This window comes from Neobacillus drentensis, from assembly GCF_021560175.1.
GTDB lineage: Bacteria > Bacillota > Bacilli > Bacillales > Cytobacillaceae > Neobacillus > Neobacillus drentensis_A.
Map to the genome: position 1 here is coordinate 868,383 of NZ_CP091110.1, position 19,196 is coordinate 887,578.

20 protein-coding genes are annotated in these 19,196 nt (G+C 40.8%); 12 read left to right on the top strand and 8 right to left on the bottom strand.

Annotation, left to right across the window (positions count from 1 at the left end; genetic code table 11):
* Positions 1-104: 104 nt before the first annotated feature.
* From L1999_RS04110 to L1999_RS04130, 5 genes are all read left to right on the top strand, one after another.
* Positions 105-866: a sugar phosphate isomerase/epimerase family protein gene (locus L1999_RS04110; RefSeq protein ID WP_235742413.1), complete on the top strand. Its 762-nt coding sequence runs from the start codon at positions 105-107 to the stop codon at positions 864-866.
* 112 nt (positions 867-978) lie between these two features.
* Positions 979-1,704, top strand: coding sequence for a ThuA domain-containing protein (locus L1999_RS04115; protein WP_235742414.1), 726 nt, complete (start codon positions 979-981; stop codon positions 1,702-1,704).
* A 1-nt stretch (position 1,705) separates the two neighbouring features.
* Entirely contained in the window at positions 1,706-2,734 is a 1,029-nt protein-coding gene (locus tag L1999_RS04120; protein WP_235742415.1) for a Gfo/Idh/MocA family protein, read from the top strand.
* Between the two features lie 94 nt (positions 2,735-2,828).
* The gene (locus L1999_RS04125; protein WP_235742416.1) at positions 2,829-3,797 is read left to right on the top strand and encodes a sugar phosphate isomerase/epimerase family protein; all 969 of its coding nucleotides are present in this window, start codon (positions 2,829-2,831) and stop codon (positions 3,795-3,797) included.
* A 55-nt stretch (positions 3,798-3,852) separates the two neighbouring features.
* Positions 3,853-5,523, top strand: a complete 1,671-nt coding sequence (locus L1999_RS04130; RefSeq protein WP_235742417.1) for a glycoside hydrolase family 13 protein — start codon at positions 3,853-3,855, stop codon at positions 5,521-5,523.
* A gap of 320 nt (positions 5,524-5,843) precedes the next feature.
* On the opposite strand, the gene L1999_RS04135 is transcribed toward L1999_RS04130, so the two are convergent.
* The 3 genes from L1999_RS04135 to L1999_RS04145 all read right to left on the bottom strand — a co-directional run bounded on the left by L1999_RS04135 (position 5,844) and on the right by L1999_RS04145 (position 8,499).
* Positions 5,844-6,362, bottom strand: coding sequence for a DoxX family protein (locus tag L1999_RS04135; protein ID WP_235742418.1), 519 nt, complete (start codon positions 6,360-6,362; stop codon positions 5,844-5,846).
* Positions 6,363-6,552: 190 nt separating this feature from the next.
* Positions 6,553-7,914, bottom strand: coding sequence for an MATE family efflux transporter (locus tag L1999_RS04140; protein ID WP_430540004.1), 1,362 nt, complete (start codon positions 7,912-7,914; stop codon positions 6,553-6,555).
* A 195-nt stretch (positions 7,915-8,109) separates the two neighbouring features.
* On the bottom strand, positions 8,110-8,499 hold the full coding sequence (locus L1999_RS04145) for a YuzC family spore coat inner layer protein (protein WP_235742419.1): 390 nt from the start codon (positions 8,497-8,499) through the stop codon (positions 8,110-8,112).
* 194 nt (positions 8,500-8,693) lie between these two features.
* Between L1999_RS04145 and L1999_RS04150 the strand changes: the two genes are divergently transcribed.
* Together L1999_RS04150 and L1999_RS04155 are read left to right on the top strand one after the other, a co-directional pair.
* Positions 8,694-9,029 (top strand): YnfA family protein, encoded by a 336-nt coding sequence (locus L1999_RS04150; RefSeq protein WP_235742420.1) that lies wholly within the window; start codon positions 8,694-8,696, stop codon positions 9,027-9,029.
* Positions 9,030-9,107: 78 nt separating this feature from the next.
* Positions 9,108-10,079 carry a bile acid:sodium symporter family protein gene (locus L1999_RS04155; RefSeq protein WP_235742421.1) on the top strand — a complete coding sequence of 324 codons (972 nt, stop codon included), beginning with the start codon at positions 9,108-9,110 and terminating at the stop codon, positions 10,077-10,079.
* Between the two features lie 35 nt (positions 10,080-10,114).
* On the opposite strand, the gene ade is transcribed toward L1999_RS04155, so the two are convergent.
* Positions 10,115-11,845 (bottom strand): adenine deaminase, encoded by a 1,731-nt coding sequence (gene ade / locus L1999_RS04160; protein WP_430540005.1) that lies wholly within the window; start codon positions 11,843-11,845, stop codon positions 10,115-10,117.
* A gap of 24 nt (positions 11,846-11,869) precedes the next feature.
* The gene (locus L1999_RS04165) at positions 11,870-12,340 is read right to left on the bottom strand and encodes a nucleoside deaminase (RefSeq protein ID WP_235742423.1); all 471 of its coding nucleotides are present in this window, start codon (positions 12,338-12,340) and stop codon (positions 11,870-11,872) included.
* 416 nt (positions 12,341-12,756) lie between these two features.
* On the opposite strand from L1999_RS04165, the gene L1999_RS04170 reads away from it, so the two are divergent.
* The 4 genes from L1999_RS04170 to L1999_RS04185 all read left to right on the top strand — a co-directional run bounded on the left by L1999_RS04170 (position 12,757) and on the right by L1999_RS04185 (position 14,935).
* Positions 12,757-13,212: an SRPBCC family protein gene (locus tag L1999_RS04170; protein ID WP_235742424.1), complete on the top strand. Its 456-nt coding sequence runs from the start codon at positions 12,757-12,759 to the stop codon at positions 13,210-13,212.
* Between the two features lie 72 nt (positions 13,213-13,284).
* Positions 13,285-14,220, top strand: a complete 936-nt coding sequence (locus L1999_RS04175) for a dipeptidase (protein WP_235742425.1) — start codon at positions 13,285-13,287, stop codon at positions 14,218-14,220.
* A gap of 24 nt (positions 14,221-14,244) precedes the next feature.
* Positions 14,245-14,475: an excisionase family DNA-binding protein gene (locus tag L1999_RS04180; protein ID WP_235742426.1), complete on the top strand. Its 231-nt coding sequence runs from the start codon at positions 14,245-14,247 to the stop codon at positions 14,473-14,475.
* A gap of 82 nt (positions 14,476-14,557) precedes the next feature.
* A complete protein-coding gene (locus L1999_RS04185) occupies positions 14,558-14,935 on the top strand; it encodes a DUF488 domain-containing protein (protein WP_235742427.1) in 378 nt (125 codons plus the stop codon).
* A gap of 99 nt (positions 14,936-15,034) precedes the next feature.
* Here L1999_RS04185 and L1999_RS04190 read toward each other — a convergent pair whose 3' ends face one another.
* Both L1999_RS04190 and trhA read right to left on the bottom strand, forming a co-directional pair.
* Positions 15,035-15,856: a YitT family protein gene (locus L1999_RS04190; RefSeq protein ID WP_235742428.1), complete on the bottom strand. Its 822-nt coding sequence runs from the start codon at positions 15,854-15,856 to the stop codon at positions 15,035-15,037.
* A 220-nt stretch (positions 15,857-16,076) separates the two neighbouring features.
* Positions 16,077-16,724, bottom strand: a complete 648-nt coding sequence (gene trhA, locus L1999_RS04195; protein WP_235742429.1) for a PAQR family membrane homeostasis protein TrhA — start codon at positions 16,722-16,724, stop codon at positions 16,077-16,079.
* 131 nt (positions 16,725-16,855) lie between these two features.
* Here trhA and L1999_RS04200 point away from each other — a divergent pair, with 131 nt between their 5' ends.
* Positions 16,856-17,446: a DUF1836 domain-containing protein gene (locus tag L1999_RS04200; RefSeq protein WP_235742430.1), complete on the top strand. Its 591-nt coding sequence runs from the start codon at positions 16,856-16,858 to the stop codon at positions 17,444-17,446.
* Between the two features lie 43 nt (positions 17,447-17,489).
* Here the strand turns inward: L1999_RS04200 and L1999_RS04205 are convergent, their stop codons facing one another.
* Entirely contained in the window at positions 17,490-19,034 is a 1,545-nt protein-coding gene (locus L1999_RS04205; RefSeq protein ID WP_235742431.1) for a glycoside hydrolase family 55 protein, read from the bottom strand.
* Between the last annotated feature and the right edge of the window lie 162 nt (positions 19,035-19,196).

The window sequence follows — 19,196 nt, forward strand, 5'->3', positions numbered from 1 at the left end:
AGCAGAATAGTAGATGTTTTAATTATATCATCTATGTTTAGTTGTAGAAATAAAATATAAGATGTAATCAAATGAGCTAAGTTTCTAGAAATGGAGGACTAAGGATGAGAAATATTCCAGTAGCGGTACAAATGTTCACATTAAGGGAAGAAAGTGCAAAAGATTTTGCAGGTACCCTAAAAAAAGTGGCAGAGCTTGGCTTTGATGGTGTTGAGCTTGCTGGTTACCATGGATTAACTCCGATGGAAATAAGAGAATTATTAGATGAGCTTGGACTTAAAACAGCTGCCTGTCATATGCCGCTTGACCAGTTAGAAAACAACCTTGCACAGGTCATTGAAGATCAAAAGATATTAGGAAGTAAGTATGTTGTATGTCCCTATTTAATGCCAGATCGCCGCAGTGAAAGTGACTACAGAGCCCTTATTTCATTTTTAGAACATGCGGGTGAGATTTGTTGCCAAGAGGGGATTTCCCTTTGCTATCATAATCACGATTTTGAACTTGAGCGCTTATCTGATGGAAGAATGGCACTTGAAGCGATTTTTGAAGAAACAAACCCTGACATGGTAAAGGCAGAGCTTGATATTTACTGGCTGACTAAAGCGGGCCAAAAGCCGGCAGAGTGGATAGAACGATATCAAAATCGAACCCCTTTAATTCACTTGAAAGATATGACGACCGATGACGAACAATTTTTCGCAGAACTTGGCACAGGCGGCGTTGACCTAGAAGCTGTGCTTAATAAGGGTGAACAAGTTGATATTCAATGGTGGGTGGTCGAGCAGGATGTAAGCAGGCGGACACCTCTTGAAAGTATCGAAATTAGTATCAATTATTTGAAAACAAAGCTTCCGCGTCTCTAGTAAATCATTTTGTTCAATATTTTTCACCCTATTTGTCAATGTAAGCAGTTTCAATTATTCTGGTATTCTCTAAAATAATAGATAAAGTGAACAACGAGAAGGAGTGTTCAACATGTTGAATGTAACTATATGGAATGAAAACCGTCATGAACAAAAAGATCCTGTCGTAAGGGATATTTATCCTAAGGGAATCCATGGAGCCATCGCTGAATTTCTTAAGTCGGAAGGCTTTGATACAAGAACAGCTACCCTTGATGAGCCCGAACATGGTTTGACGGATGATGTTCTAAATACCACAGATGTATTAGTTTGGTGGGGGCATGTCGCTCATAATGAAGTAAACGATGAAATCGTAGAGAAGGTTCGCCAGCGCGTCCTTGATGGAATGGGGCTAATTGTCCTTCACTCCGGGCATTTTTCGAAAATTTTTAAGACCTTAATGGGAACAAGCTGTGATTTAAAATGGCGCGAAGCAGGCGAAAAGGAACGCCTTTGGGTCGTGAGCCCGAGTCATCCAATTACAGAAGGAATCCCTGAATATATCGAGTTAGAACATGAGGAAATGTATGGCGAGCATTTTGATATCCCGCAGCCAGATGAACTAATTTTCACTAGCTGGTTTGAAGGCGGCGAAGTCTTCCGCAGCGGCTGTACATACAAGCGCGGAAACGGAAAAGTATTTTATTTCAGACCAGGTCATGAAACTTATCCTACCTATCATAATCAACAAATTCAGCGAGTAATTATTAACGCAGTTAAATGGGCACAGCCAGTTAAACGAGAACGGCCGGTATACGGAAATTCTAAACCAATTGAGGAAATTAAGGGAGGAAACTAAAATGAAAAAGATCAGAGTAGGCGTAATCGGCTGCGGCAGTATTGCCCAGTATCGTCATTTACCAGAGTACCAAGTAAATCCAAATGTAGAGCTTACAGCCGTTTGTGATATTAATCAAGAGCGGGTAATCGAAACAGCCGAAAAATACGCTGTTCTTTCCTTTACGGATTATAACGAGTTGCTAAAAAGTGGTGAGGTGGACGCGGTAAGTGTTTGTACACCAAACTATCTTCATGCCCCTATCACCATTGCTGCTTTAGAAGCAGGTCTTCATGTCCTTTGCGAGAAGCCAATGGCAACCTCTAAAGAAGAAGCTGAAGCGATGATTGCGGCAGCTGAGAAAAACGGAAAAAAATTAATGATTGGTCATAATCAGCGTTTTGTTCCGTCCCATCAGAAAGCCCGTCAGTTGATTGCAAACGGAGAGGCCGGCAGAATTTACAGCTTCCGTACAGCGTTTGGTCACGGCGGCCCAGAAGGCTGGAGTGTTGATGGAAAAGAAAGCTGGTTTTTTGAAAAAGAAAAAGCGTTTGTTGGTGCTATGGGTGACTTAGGTGTCCATAAAACAGATTTATTGCGCTATGTATTAGGGGAAGAAATTGTTGAAATAGGTGCCTTTGTTGAAACGAACGCAAAGGATTTTGCTGACGTCGATGATAATGCCGTTTGCGTATTGAAAACAGAAAGCGGCATCATCGGTACACTTGCCGCCAGCTGGGCTTATACCGGCAAGGAAGATAACTCTACCATTATTTACGGCGAGAAGGCTATCCTACGATTAGAAGATGATCCAATCAATTCTCTTGTTGTTCAATATAGCAATGGCGAAGTAGTGAAATATGAGCTAGGGAAAATTCAATCAAATGAAGCAGGGGGTCAAAACAATACCCATGTCATCGAGCATTTTGTAAATGCTATTCTGCTAGATGAAGAGCCTGCAGTACCTGGTGAAGAAGGAATGAAATCACTAGAGGTAATTCTAGGAGCACTTAAGTCAAACGAAACGAAGCAAATTGTCAAAGTAAGATAACTATAAAAAACTAGAGTTGGCAGCAAACATAGCGGTCAACTCTGTACTATTTAGTGTAATCCATATATGTTAATAAAAGTGAGGAGATTATAATATGAAACTAGGCGTCTTTACAGTCTTATTTGCTGAAAAAACATTTGAGGAAATGTTGGATACTGTTCAACAAGCGGGCCTAAATGCAGTTGAAATTGGAACAGGCTGCTACCCAGGAAACAACCACTGTGATTTAGATTTACTACTAGAAGACGAAAACGCAAGAAGTGAATATAGTCAAAAAGTAGAGGAACGCGGATTAACCATCAGTGCGTTCAGCTGCCATGGTAATCCGATTTCTCCTGAAAAAGAATTTGCTCAAAGCTCACATGAAACACTTATAAAAACAATTAAATTGGCATCGTTACTAAATGTACCGGTTGTTAACTGTTTTTCAGGTACAGCTGGAGACCATGAAGGAGCAAAGTATCCGAACTGGCCTGTTACCCCTTGGCCAAATGAATACGGTGACGTTAAAAAATGGCAATGGGAAGAAAAGCTGATTCCTTATTGGAAAGAAGTTGGCCAATATGCGAAAGATAACAATGTCAAAATCGGTCTTGAACTACATGGCGGCTTTTTAGTCCATACCCCATATACGTTGTTAAAATTACGTGAAGAAACCTGTGATGCAATTGGAGCTAACTTAGACCCGAGTCACTTATGGTGGCAAGGAATTGACCCTGTAGCTGCCATTAAGATTTTAGCAAAAGAAAATGCCATCCATCATTTCCATGCAAAAGACACATACATTGATCAGGAAAATGTGAATATGTATGGATTAACAGATATGCAGCCATATGGAGAAGTGCAAACACGTGCGTGGACGTTCCGTTCGGTTGGATGCGGACATGGCTTAAAAGAATGGTCTGATATGATGAGCGCCCTCCGCACATATGGCTATGATTATGTGGTTAGCATTGAGCATGAAGATCCAATCATGTCGATTGAGGAAGGATTCACAAGAGCAGTGACCAATTTGAAATCTGTTTTAATCCAGCAGCCTGTCTCTCAAATGTGGTGGGTATAATTAACTCCTAAGAATTAACATCTAAGCATTAACATCTAAGAATTAGAGGTGCCATATGAATAAAAAGTGGTGGAAAGAAAGTGTGGCCTATCAGGTCTATCCTAGGAGCTTCGTGGATAGCAATGGCGACGGGATTGGCGATTTAAAAGGTGTGACTTCCAAGTTAGATTATTTAAAAGAGCTTGGCATTGATGTGATTTGGTTATCGCCAATGTTCAAATCTCCCAATGATGATAATGGCTATGATATCTCCGATTATCAAGAGATTATGGATGAGTTTGGAACAATGGCTGATTTTGATGAACTCCTTGAGGGAGCTCATCAGCGCGGGATGAAATTAATACTAGATTTGGTTATTAACCATACAAGTGACGAGCATCCATGGTTCATTGAGTCCCGATCTTCCAAGGATAATCCAAAGCGCGATTGGTACATTTGGCGAGATGGAGAAGGCTTAAAGGCACCGAATAACTGGGAGTCCATTTTTAGCGGACCGGCCTGGAGATATGATAAAGAAACAGAACAATATTTCATGCACATCTTTTCACCGCGCCAGCCGGATTTAAATTGGGAAAACCCTGAAGTCAGAAATGCCTTATATGACATGGTCAATTGGTGGCTTGATAAGGGCATAGATGGATTCCGTGTCGATGCGATTTCTCACATTAAAAAAGAACCTGGATTCCCTGATATGCCAAATCCTGAGAATCTTGACTTTGTTCCATGCTTTCCAAAAATGATGAACGTGGACGGGATTGATGAGTTCCTAACCGAATTCTCACAAAAAACGATTAAAAACTACGACATTATGACGGTTGGGGAAGCTAACGGTGTTGGGCTGGACGATGCGGATAAATGGGTCGGTGAAGACAACGGCTATTTTAATATGATTTTCCAATTTGAATTCTTAGGCCTCTGGGATAAGGATGCAGATGACCGTGTGGATGTACGTGCATTGAAGAAGAATCTGACCAAATGGCAGAAAGGGTTGGAGGGCAGGGGATGGAACGCCTTATTCATTGAAAACCATGACCAGCCGCGCCGGGTTTCTAGTTGGGGTAATGACCGCAAGCTTTGGAAAGAAAGCGCCAAAATGCTGGGTGCCCTATACTTTCTCATGAAAGGAACGCCATTTATCTATCAAGGCCAGGAAATCGGGATGACCAATGTCCAGTTCCCATCCATTGAGGATTATAATGATGTTGGAATGCTTAATTATTACAAGGTTGAAACGGCAAACGGCCGTTCTCATGATGAGATTATGGAGATTATTTGGAAACAATGCCGTGACAACGCTCGGACTCCGATGCAATGGGATGCTTCCAATATGGGAGGATTTACTTCCGCAAATCAAACCTGGCTGGGAATTAATCCAAACTATAAAGTGATTAATGTTGAGTCCCAACTAAATGATCCTGATTCTATTTTATCATTTTATAAAAAGTTAATTCGACTACGGAAAGATAACCCGCTGTTTGTATATGGAACTTACGACTTGTTATTACCAAACCATAAACATTTATTTGTTTACACCCGTCGCCATGGAAGCCGTAAAGCGATTGTGATTAATAATTTTAGTGAAAAATCAACTAGATTTAAAGTTCCAACGAGTGTCTCCTATACGGGTTCTGAATTGGTATTAAACAATTATGACACAGCAGACAAGACATTAAGAAGAGAATTTACCCTAAAGCCTTATGAAACAAGAGTATATCTGTTGAAGTAAAGATGGGGCTTTTTTCAAAACAAGGCTGTGTTAAAGTTTACTGTTGATTTTTAGCATGTTGATTGGAGCGGAAGGCGGCGAAGACTCCTCGAAAATGCTATCGCATTTCCTTCGTGCGTGGGCGGATTCGAGGATGCAAATTCAAAGTCCTGCGGGAGTACGGGGCAGGGGAGACCCCGCAGGTGCAAGTGCGCCGAGGAGGCTCCCCGGCACGCCCGCGGAAAGCGAAGCCGCCTGGAGCGGAAATCAACATTCAAGATTAACACAGCCTAAAACAAAAGACGATTCGAAAATCCGAATCGTCTTTTGTATATCTATCTTTAAACGGTTGCTTTTGCTTTATCAGGATTTGCATTTCTGTTACTCATCTTTCTAATGAAAGGAACAACCCAGCGGTCTAAACCAATTTTACCAGCGTTATAGCCTGCGGTTAAGATGATAAAGCCTAAGAAAATGTCTCTAGGGTTATGAGATACGGTTCCTGCTAGGAAGAAAGTAAAGTTCATGACTAGACCAAAGAACATTGCTGCAGTTGTTAAGCAGCCAAGGATTAAACCTAAACCTATTAAAGTTTCCCCAACCGGTACGACTACATTAAAGATATCAACGTTTGGCAATGCAAAGTGTTTTAAGAAATCAACATACCAGCCAAAAACGACTGCGCCGTCTGGACCTTTTACTGGATTTGCAATCGCTCCTTTTATAAAACCAGAAGCATCGAATCCTCCGCTCGTTAATTTTCCTATACCGGCTGTAACCCAAGAGTAACCAAGATATACACGTAAAACAGTTAAGATCACTGCTGCAATTTTATTCTCTCTTAAAAATTTGTTAAACATAAATGATTCCGCCCTTCTTTTTTTTGTTTGTTCTTTATGGTTCTACTATATTCCTTTTTATTGTTAAAAACATGGTTATAGTGATAAGTTCAAAGTTTGTTCGAAATGTTATGGCAAACTATTGAACGGCCCAAACGATAAAATAAAAAAAGTGGCAGCCAGTTTTTTTGAACTGATTGCCACTTTTTGTTTATACCGAAAGTTCCGCTTTAGCTGCCTTATGTCGCTCCCATGGTTTCATATACCAGCGTTTTAAGGCAAAACAACCGCGCAGCCATTCATCTGCACCCTGGGCAAGCCAAACACCTAATAATCCTAGTCCATAGTGCACTCCAAGCAGATAGCTGAGGGATACGGCTATTCCCCACATCGACAGTATGCCCATCACCACTGGGAAACGAACATCACCCGCCGATTTAAGGGAATTCATTAAAACAATATTCATCGCCCTGCCTGGTTCGACAAAAACAATGGCCCATAAGACAGGCAGGCCGACAGCGATAATTTCAGGGTTTTTTGTAAACGTTTCTAGTAAAGGTGATCCAATTAAAGCGATTATTAACGAGGTTAAGGTGGAGGCAGCCATGGCAATTTTCAAGGTCTTAATGCCTCGCTTTAAAGCCCGGTCATACTGCCTCCCGCCAATGTACCGGGCCACTAACAACTGCGTCCCTTGGGCGATTGCCACAGTAAATAGAAAACAAATATAGTTTATATTTAAGACATAAACACGTGCCGCAAGTGATGCTGTACCCATGGATACAACAAAGCCGGTAATAATCAACTGTGAGAATTGATAGGAAAGATTCTCACCCGCTGAGGGAATCCCAATACCGAGCAGCCCCTTAATATCTTCTGTTTTAGCAGTCATAATATCTTTTAATTCCAGTTTTAGTGCCAGCCGGTTATAGACAAAATATAGTAAAGCACAAACGGCAAAGGCACGTGCCACCACAATCGCCCAGGCCACACCTGTGACACCGGTTATCGGTAAACCGAAAATCCCTGTTATAGCAAGGATATTTCCGCCTATACTGATAAAATCCATCATCATCGTTACAAACATTGATTCTTTTGTATACCCATGGCTTCGTAAGATAGCACTCAATGCAAGAGAAATAGATTCAAAGAAAAGCGAGATTCCGCATATACGAAGGAAGGTCAGTCCGTAGTCATATACTTTTCCATGGATATCAAATAGTTGTAAAAGCTGTTCGCCGAAGAAGAAAACGATGAGTGACACAAAGAGGCCGAACCAAACGTTCAGTCCAAATACTGTGCGTCCTAACTGTCTAGCATCTTTCAAACGGCCGGCACCAAGTTTTTGGCTAATTAAAACGGTTCCTCCGATCGAAGTCACATTAAAGACGAGAATAAATATATTTAAAAGTTGATTGGCAACCCCTACACCGGCAGCCGCTGAATCCGAGAAATGCCCCAACATGAAGGTCGCGATAATACCGATTCCCATATGCAGGGAAAGTTCAATAAAAAGCGGCCAAGAAATACTGAATAGAGATTGTTCTTGATATTGATAGGATTTTTCCGCCAAATTTTTATACTCCTTTGCTCTAGTAACTTTTTCAAACATAACTTCCATTGTACACCCAACTGACTGATAAAAATAGTGGAAATCTCATACGGTCTCTCTTACCATATTCGATATAGGCTTGTATAAGACATGAGACAAAAATAGACTGACTCCTTAATCTGCGAGTCAGCTAGTCTTGAAAAAATGGAGAAGGGATTATCTCCCCCATTTCATTGCAATGGTTAAGGTGCAGCAGTTGACTGATTGCAGTTGGTTAGGGTGGGTGGCAAGGGTAAAATTCACGCCAGTAGGTGTGAATCTAGACTGAACAGGTACTCTTAAACCAATTGATTTTATCAATTGATCAACTTCAGTCTGTTTTCCTTGCTGGGCAGCACTCATAACCTTGCGGGAAAATTGAGCATCACCAAGGCGGTCTAAAAGTATACTTCCCTGCGCCATTAACAGACGAAAGGTTTTGACGGACGTTTCAAATATATTGATATCGACAGGTGGATACATGCGTGGGATGGGAGCGTTTAGTGTATAGGTCGGATAAACCTGATTGGGAGGAATAGCCGGATAATAAAAAGGGTTGTAGTACATGCTTTCTCTCCTTCCATAATAAAAACACAAGGCAATATACGGTATGACATAAGGGGGACTTTTGTTCCGATGGAAGGATGACAGGGGATCGATATAGGTGATATCTATGACTTTAAGTGTATGTTTAAATCCACTAGATTTTTTTAAAGTGGAGGAGTGAGTTAAAATTAAAGGATGAGGATATAGAGAGGAGAGTGATTTCTGTTATTCAGGCCATTATTTTATTTATTCTAGCTGGACTTGCTGAGATTGGCGGAGGATACTTGATTTGGCTGTGGCTGCGTGAGGATAAGCCATGGTGGTTTGGAGTATTTGGCGCAATTGTCTTGGTTGTATACGGTGTAATCCCCACGTTTCAAAAATTCCCTTCGTTTGGAAGAGTGTACGCTGCATATGGGGGAATCTTTATTCTTCTAGCTGTACTCTGGGGGTGGGGAATCGATAAAAAGACCCCTGATGTATATGATTGGATTGGTACGTTAATTTGTTTGATTGGAGTTACGGTGATTCTTTGGGCACCGAGACATTAAGAATTTTTTTCGCTTTACGAAGGTTTTTTCATTCCCTCTAAAGAAATTATGGTATCCTTTGGTAGGGAGGAGATTTACATGCTGCAAAGTTTAAATAAACGACTTGTCAAAATTATGCCGTTGATCACTCCAGTTAGTGTGATTTTAGGCGTTCTTTTAAGCACTCATATAAAAGATTATTCTTATTTAATTCCTTGGATTTTTGCCTTTATGACTTTTGAAGGCAGTTTAAGTTCAAATTTCCGATCATTAAAGGATGTCATTACACATCCATTCCCTATATTCCTAGCCTTGATGATTTTACACGTCCTTATGCCGCTTTGGGCCTGGGGGATTGGTCATGCTGCTTTTTCAGGAGATGCCTACACCATCACTGGTCTTGTTCTCGGCATGGTCATTCCCACGGGTGTCACTAGTTTCATTTGGGTATCGATTTATAAAGGAAACATTCCTTTGGTTTTATCCATTATCTTAATTGATACTTTATTATCACCGATTATTGTTCCATTGACTTTGACATTATTTATTGGTCAAAAGGTCGATATGGATACAATGAGTATTATGAAAGGTATGTTGGGAATGGTGGTCATCCCATCATTGATTGGGATGACTTTAAATCAGCTTACAAAAGGGAAAGTGAAAGAACAAATAGGTCCAAATCTTGCTCCTTTCTCAAAACTTTGTTTAGGTATTGTTGTGATGCTGAATGGGTCTGTTGTGGCCCCTTATTTGAAAAATTTTAGCTTTAAGCTGGTTAGTATTATAGTAGTTGTCTTTTTTATTGCCTTAACGGGGTATTTGTTTTCCTTCTTGATTGGACGCTTGATGAAGAGAGGACAAGGTACTGTTATTACTTTGACGTTTACAGGCGGGATGAGAAATATTAGTGCGGGGGCTGTATTAGCGGTTTCCTTTTTTCCAGCAGCAGTAGCGGTTCCGGTTGTAGTTGCGATGCTATTCCAGCAAGTGTTGGCTTCGTTAAATGGTCATTTTCTTGAGCGTTATTATAGTAAAAAAGCCGTCGACAGTCAGGAATCGATTGCATTATAAATGGGAAAGCCAGTTTCGGAGAAACTGGCTTCTTATTATGCATCTATCCCAATATGCTTAAATGTTGAAACCTGGAATAGCCCTTGATCTGTCAGCTTTAACTCCGGGATGACCGGAAGCGATAAAAAGGATAGTGTTAAGAATGGATTAAGATGGTTGTTAGCTCCAATTTTTTTAAGAGCAAGATGGATCTCATTTAGTTTGCTGTACACTTCCTTGTAAGGAAGATCTGACATTAATCCTGCAATAGAAAGCTCTAAAGAGGCGACTACTTCTCCTTGATTAACGACAACCATACCACCCTGCATATCTTTGATTGCATTTGCGGCCACAACCATATCCTTATTATTGGTGCCTGCGATGATAAGGTTATGTGAATCATGGGCGATAGTGGTCGCGATGGCTCCTGATTTTAGACCCAAGCCTTTCACAATCCCCAAGCCTATTGCCCCTGTCAGCTGATGGCGTTCAATGACAGCCAGCTTTAATTGATCAGCAATAATGGATGGCTGAAATAATCCAAGTTCACACGTATCCACCTGTTCTATTTGATGGATTGTTACGAGACTGTTAGGGATAATTTCAATAATATTCGCCTTCGTGCCCTTTATAAGGAACTGAAAACTATCCTCTTCAAGCTCGTGAAAGCGAACCGATTCTCTTATGGATGCAGGGATGGGGAAAGTTAGAAGTTTGGGTTCATTGATTAGCAAGCCATCCTTGACAACCGCAAGTCCATCTTTGTATACATCCGTTATCCGGATGGTTTCGAGGTTATCAAAAAGGATGAAATCCGCTTTGTAACCGGGGGCAATAGCTCCTTTTTCTTCAAGGCCATAACATTCGGCCGCATTAATGGATGCCATTTGAATTGCAGTGACTGGGGAAATCCCAGAGGCAATCGCCAGCCGAACATTATGGTCAATACTGCCTTCCTGAACAAGGTCGTCTAGGTGCTTATCATCTGTTACAAACAGACAGCGTCTGGCGTTATGCTCATTCACAACAGGGATTAACTGATGTAAGTCCTTGGCAACAGTCCCTTGACGAATCATCAAGTACATTCCTCTACGAAGACGCTCTTTTGCTTCATCAGCCGTTGTACTTTCGTGATCAGTTCGAATGCCCTCAGACATATATACGTTTAAATCATCGGCTTTTAGTCCAGCCGCATGACCATCGATTTTTTTTCCTAAGTTCTTTGCATCTGATAGTTTATCGATCATATCTTGGTCTGCATTTACCACGGCAGGGTAATTCATTACTTCTGCTAAACCGAGGACGCGCGGATGATGATAAAAAGGCTTTAAATCCTCGGCCATAAGAATGGCGCCGGAATGTTCAAAGGCTGTTGCCGGTACGCAGGAGGGAAGCATAAAGTAAAAGTCAAATGCAAGGCCTTCCGTAGAATCCAGCATATATTGAAGACCTGCCGCTCCTGCGACATTCGCAATTTCATGGGGATCCGCAATGACGGTCGTAACCCCATGAAGGAGAAGGACTTTGGCGAATTCCCCGGCTGTTACCGTAGAGGATTCAATATGGACATGGCCATCAATGAAAGCTGGAGAAACATAACTGCCATTTGCATCAATGATATTTTTTCCGCTATATTCTCCTATTCCTGCAAAATATCCGTCTACAATGGCAATGTCAGCTTCGAATATTTCACCGTTAAAGACATCGATTATTTTTCCATTCTTAATGACAGTATCTGCAAGTTCGTTTCCAGATGCCACAGAGATTCTTCTTTCTAATTGATCCATCTTCAACATCCTCTTTTTATCAGATTAATATTCAACCTTAGTGTGTGATTTCTCCCAGGTTCTAAACGGCAAGTCGCCATTTACATGAAAAATTTGTTTCATTGGGATTTTTCGCACTTCGTAAGGTAATGCGAGTTGTTCATAAATAAATTGATCGTCAAAGCCAATTTTTGCTGCGTCTTCTTTGGTACAGGCATAATAAACAGCCTTTGGACGAGCCCAATAGATGGCGCCAATGCACATTGGGCAGGGTTCGCAGCTCGTATAGATGTCACAGTCCTCAAGCTGATAGCTTTTAAGAGCTTGGCAGGCTTCGCGAATTGCCTGAACTTCGGCATGGGCTGTCGGGTCGTTTGAGGCAGTAACTTCATTCCGGCCTCTGCTGATAATTTTCCCCTCTTTGACAACGATCGCTCCAAATGGTCCTCCATGACTGCTCATCACATTGGTGAGAGCTTCATCAATTGCTTCTTCTATAAATTTGTCAGCTGACATTACAATCTCTCCAATCTACTCTATATTAAACGTTGATCATTATAGGTTTATACCTACCTTGTGTTAAAGAGGAAAACAAAATTTTTCCTTTTAAACTTGAGATTTATTATTCTATAACACTCGGATATTTTCTCTTTTGTTGTAAGAATATCTGACAGCTTTTTTTAAAATGAATTCCTTAGAAAAATTCCCAATCATGTCATCCTAAAGAAATCATCGTTCCAGTATGTTTTTAAGGGAGGGAAAGAGGTAACTGAAAGGAAACTAGAGATTCAATCCATCTAGCATGAAACCATCCGGCGGAAAGTACTGAAACCAGTCTTGTGTTTCTAAGAAAAATGAATCGGCAGGTGGCGTGGACCATCTATGATTTTTTCTTTATAATAGAGATACTAATACCAGTTTTGGAGGGCCATATGACTAAATTATTCGTGGATAAGACGATTGAAATTAATGCTCCTGCTTCAAATGTTTGGGATGTCTTAACTAAAAGTGATTTAAATTGCCAGTGGGCGGTCGAGTTTTCCAGCGGTGGTCCAGAGTTTCACTTGGAATCAACATGGGAGTTAGAAAGTCCGGTATATTGGAAAGGTCAGGATGGAACCGTGATTGTCGAAGGAAATGTAACCGCTGTTAAGCAAGATAAACTTCTTCGTTTTACTGTATTCGATGTTCGAATGGCAGAAAGACCCGAGGTTACAGAGGAAGATGGTATCACCTTTCATTTAGCTGAAGTTGAAGGAAAGACGACCCTTCATATTTTACAAGGTGATTTTTCTGCTATGACGAATGGTCAGTTCTATCGAGATGCTAGCGCAGAAATCTGGGATAAGGTCCTGCCAAAGATTAAAAGGATAGCGGAAGAGTTTTAGTAGCTGAGTATTTTTTATACTTGGCCTTTTTTTATTATGGTACACTTTTTATAAAAAGGAGTTTTGGAAACCATGAATATTATTGATCTGCATTGTGATGCCTTGATGAAACTCCAGGAAGCAAAGGGAGCTTTACGATTTGCCGATGCAAAAGAGCTCGATACGAATAAGAATCGGTTACAAGCGGGCCAAGTTAAGGTGCAGTGCTTTGCGATATTTATCGAGCCGGACATTAAAGGAGATCAGAAGTTTCAGGTTGCACTTGAGCAAATTGATTATTTTTATAAGGAAGTTCTCGGTCGTAATCCTGATATGGTTCATATTAAAGCCTGGTCGGATTTTGACCGTTTGAAACTTGGGCAGATAGGAGCGATGCTAACGCTTGAGGGGGTAGATGCCATCGGGAATGATTTAGCGAAGCTTCATATCCTTTATCAATTGGGAGTCCGGTCGGTGGGATTGACTTGGAACCAGGCGAATCTTGCTGCCGATGGTGCAGGGGAACCGCGCGGCGGAGGGCTGACCGTGTTCGGAAAGGAGATTGTTGAGTTTAATAACCAGCATCAAATCCTTACGGATGTATCTCATCTAAGTGACAAAGGAATTTGGGAAGTGATCGAATTAGCCAAATATCCCATTGCCAGCCATTCCAATGCCCGGTCACTTTGCAGCCATCCACGGAATTTAACGGATGAACAGGCGAAGGCGATGTTTGCACGGGGGGGATTGGTCCACGTGGTTTATAATCCTCCGTTTATTAAGGAAAGTGGAGAGGTAATCATTTCAGACTTGGTCAAACATATTGATCATTTTTGTTCCTTAGGCGGTGTAAAGCAACTTGGCCTTGGTTCTGATTTTGATGGTATCTCTACCTTTGTCAAGGAATTGGAAGATGCCTCTAAAAGTCAAAATCTGATCAATGAATTGTTAAAGCATTTTAAAGAGGAAGAGGTACGAGGCTTTGCCTATGAAAACTTTCTTAATCACCGTCCGGGACTTGAGCGGTAATTTTGATTAAAAGGGGATATTATAGTGTATCTGACAATAGAAGAAACAGCGGAATATTTAGCGGTTCCAGAGGCTACCGTCAAGAGCCTGATCCAAAAAAAGAAAATCCGAGCGCTATTTGACGGCGAACAATACCTCATTTACAAAGAACAATTTGCCACACATTTAAAACAAGTAGAAAAATACAAACAGCTCGTCGACGAATACCTGAACGAACCTATCCCAGAAAGTATCGATGTAAAGGACGAGGATTAATGGTGCCTGACACCATTCGTGGACACTGTCCATTTGGAGAGGACGGTTAGGGGTATTTATAGTTTAGTGAGGTGATGAACTTTTGGCTACTATTTTTATTAAAAGGGTTTATGAACCATATGATGAGATGGATGGCTGCAGGATTTTGGTTGACCGGTTGTGGCCGCGGGGGATTTCGAAGGATGCTGCGCGTTTGTCGTATTGGTTTAAAGAGGTCGCTCCTAGTAATGAGCTGCGGAAGTCGTTTTGTCATGTGCCGGAGCTTTTTGATGAGTTTCGTATAAAGTACCTTAAAGAGCTTCGGACGGATGATGAAAAGCGTGAGTTAGTCAGGCAAATACTTGAGCTCGCGGAGAAGGATCGGGTGACTCTTTTATATGGAGCTAAGGAACCGATCTATAATCATGCTCAAGTGTTGATGGAGGAGCTTAGAGGACAAACATTAGAGACTAAAGAGTAAATCTATCCTCATAGAGCGTTCATGAGGACAAAGCCAGGAACTAAAAAGACAATCTGTCTTCAAGAAGCAGAAGGCCAAAATCCCAACGGCCCTCTGCTTTTAATTTTTCCGGAATCGCCCCATGACTTCCATCGTTTGCATGATATTCACAAATGCATGTGGATCGACATTTTTTATCGTGTGCTTGGTTTCATTCAGCTCAAATTTAGTGATAACCGTCGTTAACATCTTCCGTTGCTTATGAGTGTAAGCCCCTTCAACATCCGTTACCGTTACTCCTCTAGCATGGAGCTTAAATAAAGAATCGGTCAGTTCGTGATACTTATCCGTAATAATCGTGATCGTCAACTTATTTTGATTCGTATACACCATATCAACAGCACGGCCAGCCACATAGATCGCAATAATTGTATAAAGAGTAATATTCCATCCGAAAATCAATCCCGAACTCCCCACGACAAAAAGATTCATAATCGTATTTAAAAAGCCAACTTGAATGTTCTTCTTTTTAGCCAGTGTTAAGCTGATAATATCAGTCCCGCCCGTCGACCCGCCTTGGCGGATAATAAGCCCAACAGCGATTCCATAGAGGGCCCCACCGATAATCGAAGATAAAAGAATATCAGGACTAATCGCCCGAATGGGAATGAATCGCATACTAAGCGATAAAACCAATACCGCATAACCAGTAAACAGGACAAATCTTTTCCCTAAATATTTGATCCCAACGAAAAATAGTGGAATATTAATGGCTAAAATAATTAATCCCGTATTGATATGGGTAAAGTGCTGAATTAAGAAGGAGATCCCTGTTACGCCTCCTGAAGTCAGCTTATGTGGAATGAGGAAAGAATTAAAGGAAAAGCCGAAAAGGATGGCCGATAGCCCGATGACGATGATTTGAAAAAGTAATCGAAACAAAGAAAACACCTCAGTCCTATTTAAGCCATTTTTCCACGAGTCACTTGATAGTTATAAAGTCCGAAATCGTAAGTGGGCAAAACCCATTAAGAAGCAGAAAAGTACATCTTATAAAAAACCTCATTTTAGTTTGAGCCTTATACAAATTTTAATGTTATAAATTTGTATAAAAAAATTTTTTCCTAAATAAAAAAACGCCTAGGATCAAAGGCGTCTAAACTTAAATCACATATAAGTATACGGATAAGAAATGGGACAAGGTTCCGAGTAAAATAAAGATATGGAAAATCTCATGAAAGCCTAAATACTTTGTTTCAAGAAACTTCGGCTTTGCCCCGTAAATCACACCGCCTATCGTATAAAAAATTCCTCCGAGGATCAGTAAGAACAGTCCAATTGGGTTTAAACTTCCAGTCAGTGGTGAGAAGACAAACACAATCATCCAACCCATCGCGATATACAAAGCTGTCGAAATCCAGCGCGGACATGCAAACCAGACCATTTTAAAAACAACGCCGCTAATTGCAACCGCCGAGATAATTGAAAATAACATAGCACCTGTCTTTCCGTTCAGACTAATAAAACAAAAAGGCGTGTACGTTCCCGCAATCAGCACAAAAATCATTGAATGATCGAGTCTTCGTAAAAAGGCAATCACCTTATCACGAGCCATCACCATGTGATAAGTTGCTGAAGCAGAGTAAAGCAGGATCATACTGACACCAAAAATAATTACGGCGGTAATCTCAAGCGGGGTTGGGTTTGTCATCGACGCTTTTATGACCATCATGAGTAAACCGACAAATGATAAAACAGCTCCGGCTAAATGGGTTAATCCATTAATGGGTTCTCGGATATAATTATGCATTTCGTTGCCTCCCTAACACAACATGTAGTTTTGATAACTACTTATAATAATACTGATAAAACGTAATCTAGTCAATCTTTATCTCATTATGTATAATAAGAATATCGATTAAGTTAGCGAGGGCTTTTTACATGGAAAACATCAAACAAATCCTTGATTCATTAAGTCTTGAGACCAATTTAACACTGGATGATATTCCAAACATCGATTTATATATGGACCAGGTTATTCAGTTATTTGAAAATAAATTCAATGAGTCAAAGCGGAATCAAGAAGATAAGATTCTTACGAAAACAATGATCAATAACTATGCAAAGGGAAAATTGATTTTTCCGATACAAAATAAAAAATATTCAAAAGAGCATTTGATCCTCATGAGCTTGATCTACCAGCTAAAGGGGGCACTGTCAATCAATGATATTAAAGTGACCCTAAGCGGAATGAATAAAAAAATAATAAATGATGAAATGGATTTAGCTTCTTTTTATATGAGTTACTTACATCTAACCGTCCAAAACATTGCTGATTTTAAGGAAGATATCGAAAAACGGGTAACAGCTGTCATGGAGGAAATTACGGAGGACCAAAAGGAAGACGCAGCTTATTTAGAGAGGGTGCTGATGATTTCATCATTAGTCCATATGAGTAATTTATACAGGAAAGCGGCTGAAAAACTAATAGATGAAATGGTTGTTGAAAAAGAAGGAAAGCGTCAAAAGTAAGGCTTGACGCTTTTTTAATCCTTATAGCGCTGCGGCAGCTGAGTTAATGAATGGTAGATTCTGCTTCAATCCTAACATGTTGTACAGCTTTTCCAACCTCAATTTCTTCCGGATCGCAAGCTTGAATTTTTAGCGAATCAGCACGATTATCGCCGCCGTAAACCTTTATACACGCTCCGCGATTCGTAAAATTCTTAACTGTGATTCTGTTCAGAATTACATTTCGTGCCCGATATTGAACCGCAATAACCGGATTACCTTTAAAGTCGTACTCAGGGCTGCCAACGACTGTAAGTTGATTAACGACCACATTTTTATAAGCGGAAATTACCATTCCACGCGGTGCTGAATCTTTATATAAATCAGAATATACCGGTGCAATTGCTGCGAGATTGGCAGCGATAATATTGTAGGCAGTCTTTGATTCAGCATCATTTAGTTTATGATGACCAATATGCCGGAAGTTAAATGATCGGTTATCATTCATCGATAGGTGTCCGATGATTATTACGTTTGAGGCCGCTGAGGAATTCTCGTGGGCCTTTATTTCAACTCCGCCAAAGCATCGAGCACTTGAATTATTCACTAATAAAACATTTCTAGAACCATCATCGATTTCATATCCGTTCGAATTAGAGAATCCTTGTTGATGGGCCCGGCCGCTTGGGTCACACATATGAGAATTTGAGATGAAAATATAATCACTGTGGTGTGTGGTAATGCCATCATCACCAAAGCCATACCCAGTTACATGATCGAGCCAGACATATTTGCTGCCTCTATGGCCCCGATATCCGTCACCTGCATAATTGTAAAGAGTTGAAGAAATATCAAAACAATGAAGCCCAGGATTAATTCCTTCCACCTCTTTCACCCATCCGTAGGTAACATTGGCGTAGGTTAAACAGCTTGAATGGTTGCCCCATGTACTTGTTTTTGGAATATCACCGAGCCTTTCGACATTCCATTCCAAACTTAAACCTTGGACGAGAAGGTGATGATTGCCTTTCCAATGGTTAGCGTTTGTGATTAATCTTGTACCCTTTGGGGCATTATCATGTAATTTAATCGTGGTGATGCCGGGGCCTGAGCCAACAAGCCATGTCCAAGACGGCAGTGTGATTCCCTTTGTGACATAAATCCCAGGAGGAACCATTACCTTTACCTGCCCACTGCCGAGTGCCTTTTTAAAAGCTGCAGTGCAATCCGTTTTTCCATCCCCAACCGCACCACAATCTACCACATTTATTTCCTTTGTAATCGTTGATAGTAGTCGCTTGTACTCTACATCAAGTTTGTCTTTCCAATCGGGAACGACATTTCCACCATCCTGATCCAGTAAAATGCGGGTGGGTTCTAAAATCTGAGACCGCTTCGCTGTAAGACGGAAAACCCCGCTTTCCAGTTTTTTCGGATTAGAAGGCGATGTACTTGCTTCTGGCTGGGGGGTAATTGACAGGTTCCGGGCTTGCTGAAACAGGGTCTCGGTTTCTTGGATCAGTTCTTTTATATGAAGCTTGTTTTCGGTGATCTGGTCAATAAGCATCTTATTCTGACGCGGATCATGTGTTTTATCAAAATTCAGCATATTTTTCACTCCGTAAAAGCTTATGAAACTAGTATACCCTTTTCAGCCTTTGTCAAAAAGCATGGTCCATTCAAATGCAGTTTCCGAATCTTTTGTGAACAGAGATAATCTTTGTAGGTTAGAGGAATTATTTGGTTTACGATAAAGAGGAATTGAAACTCA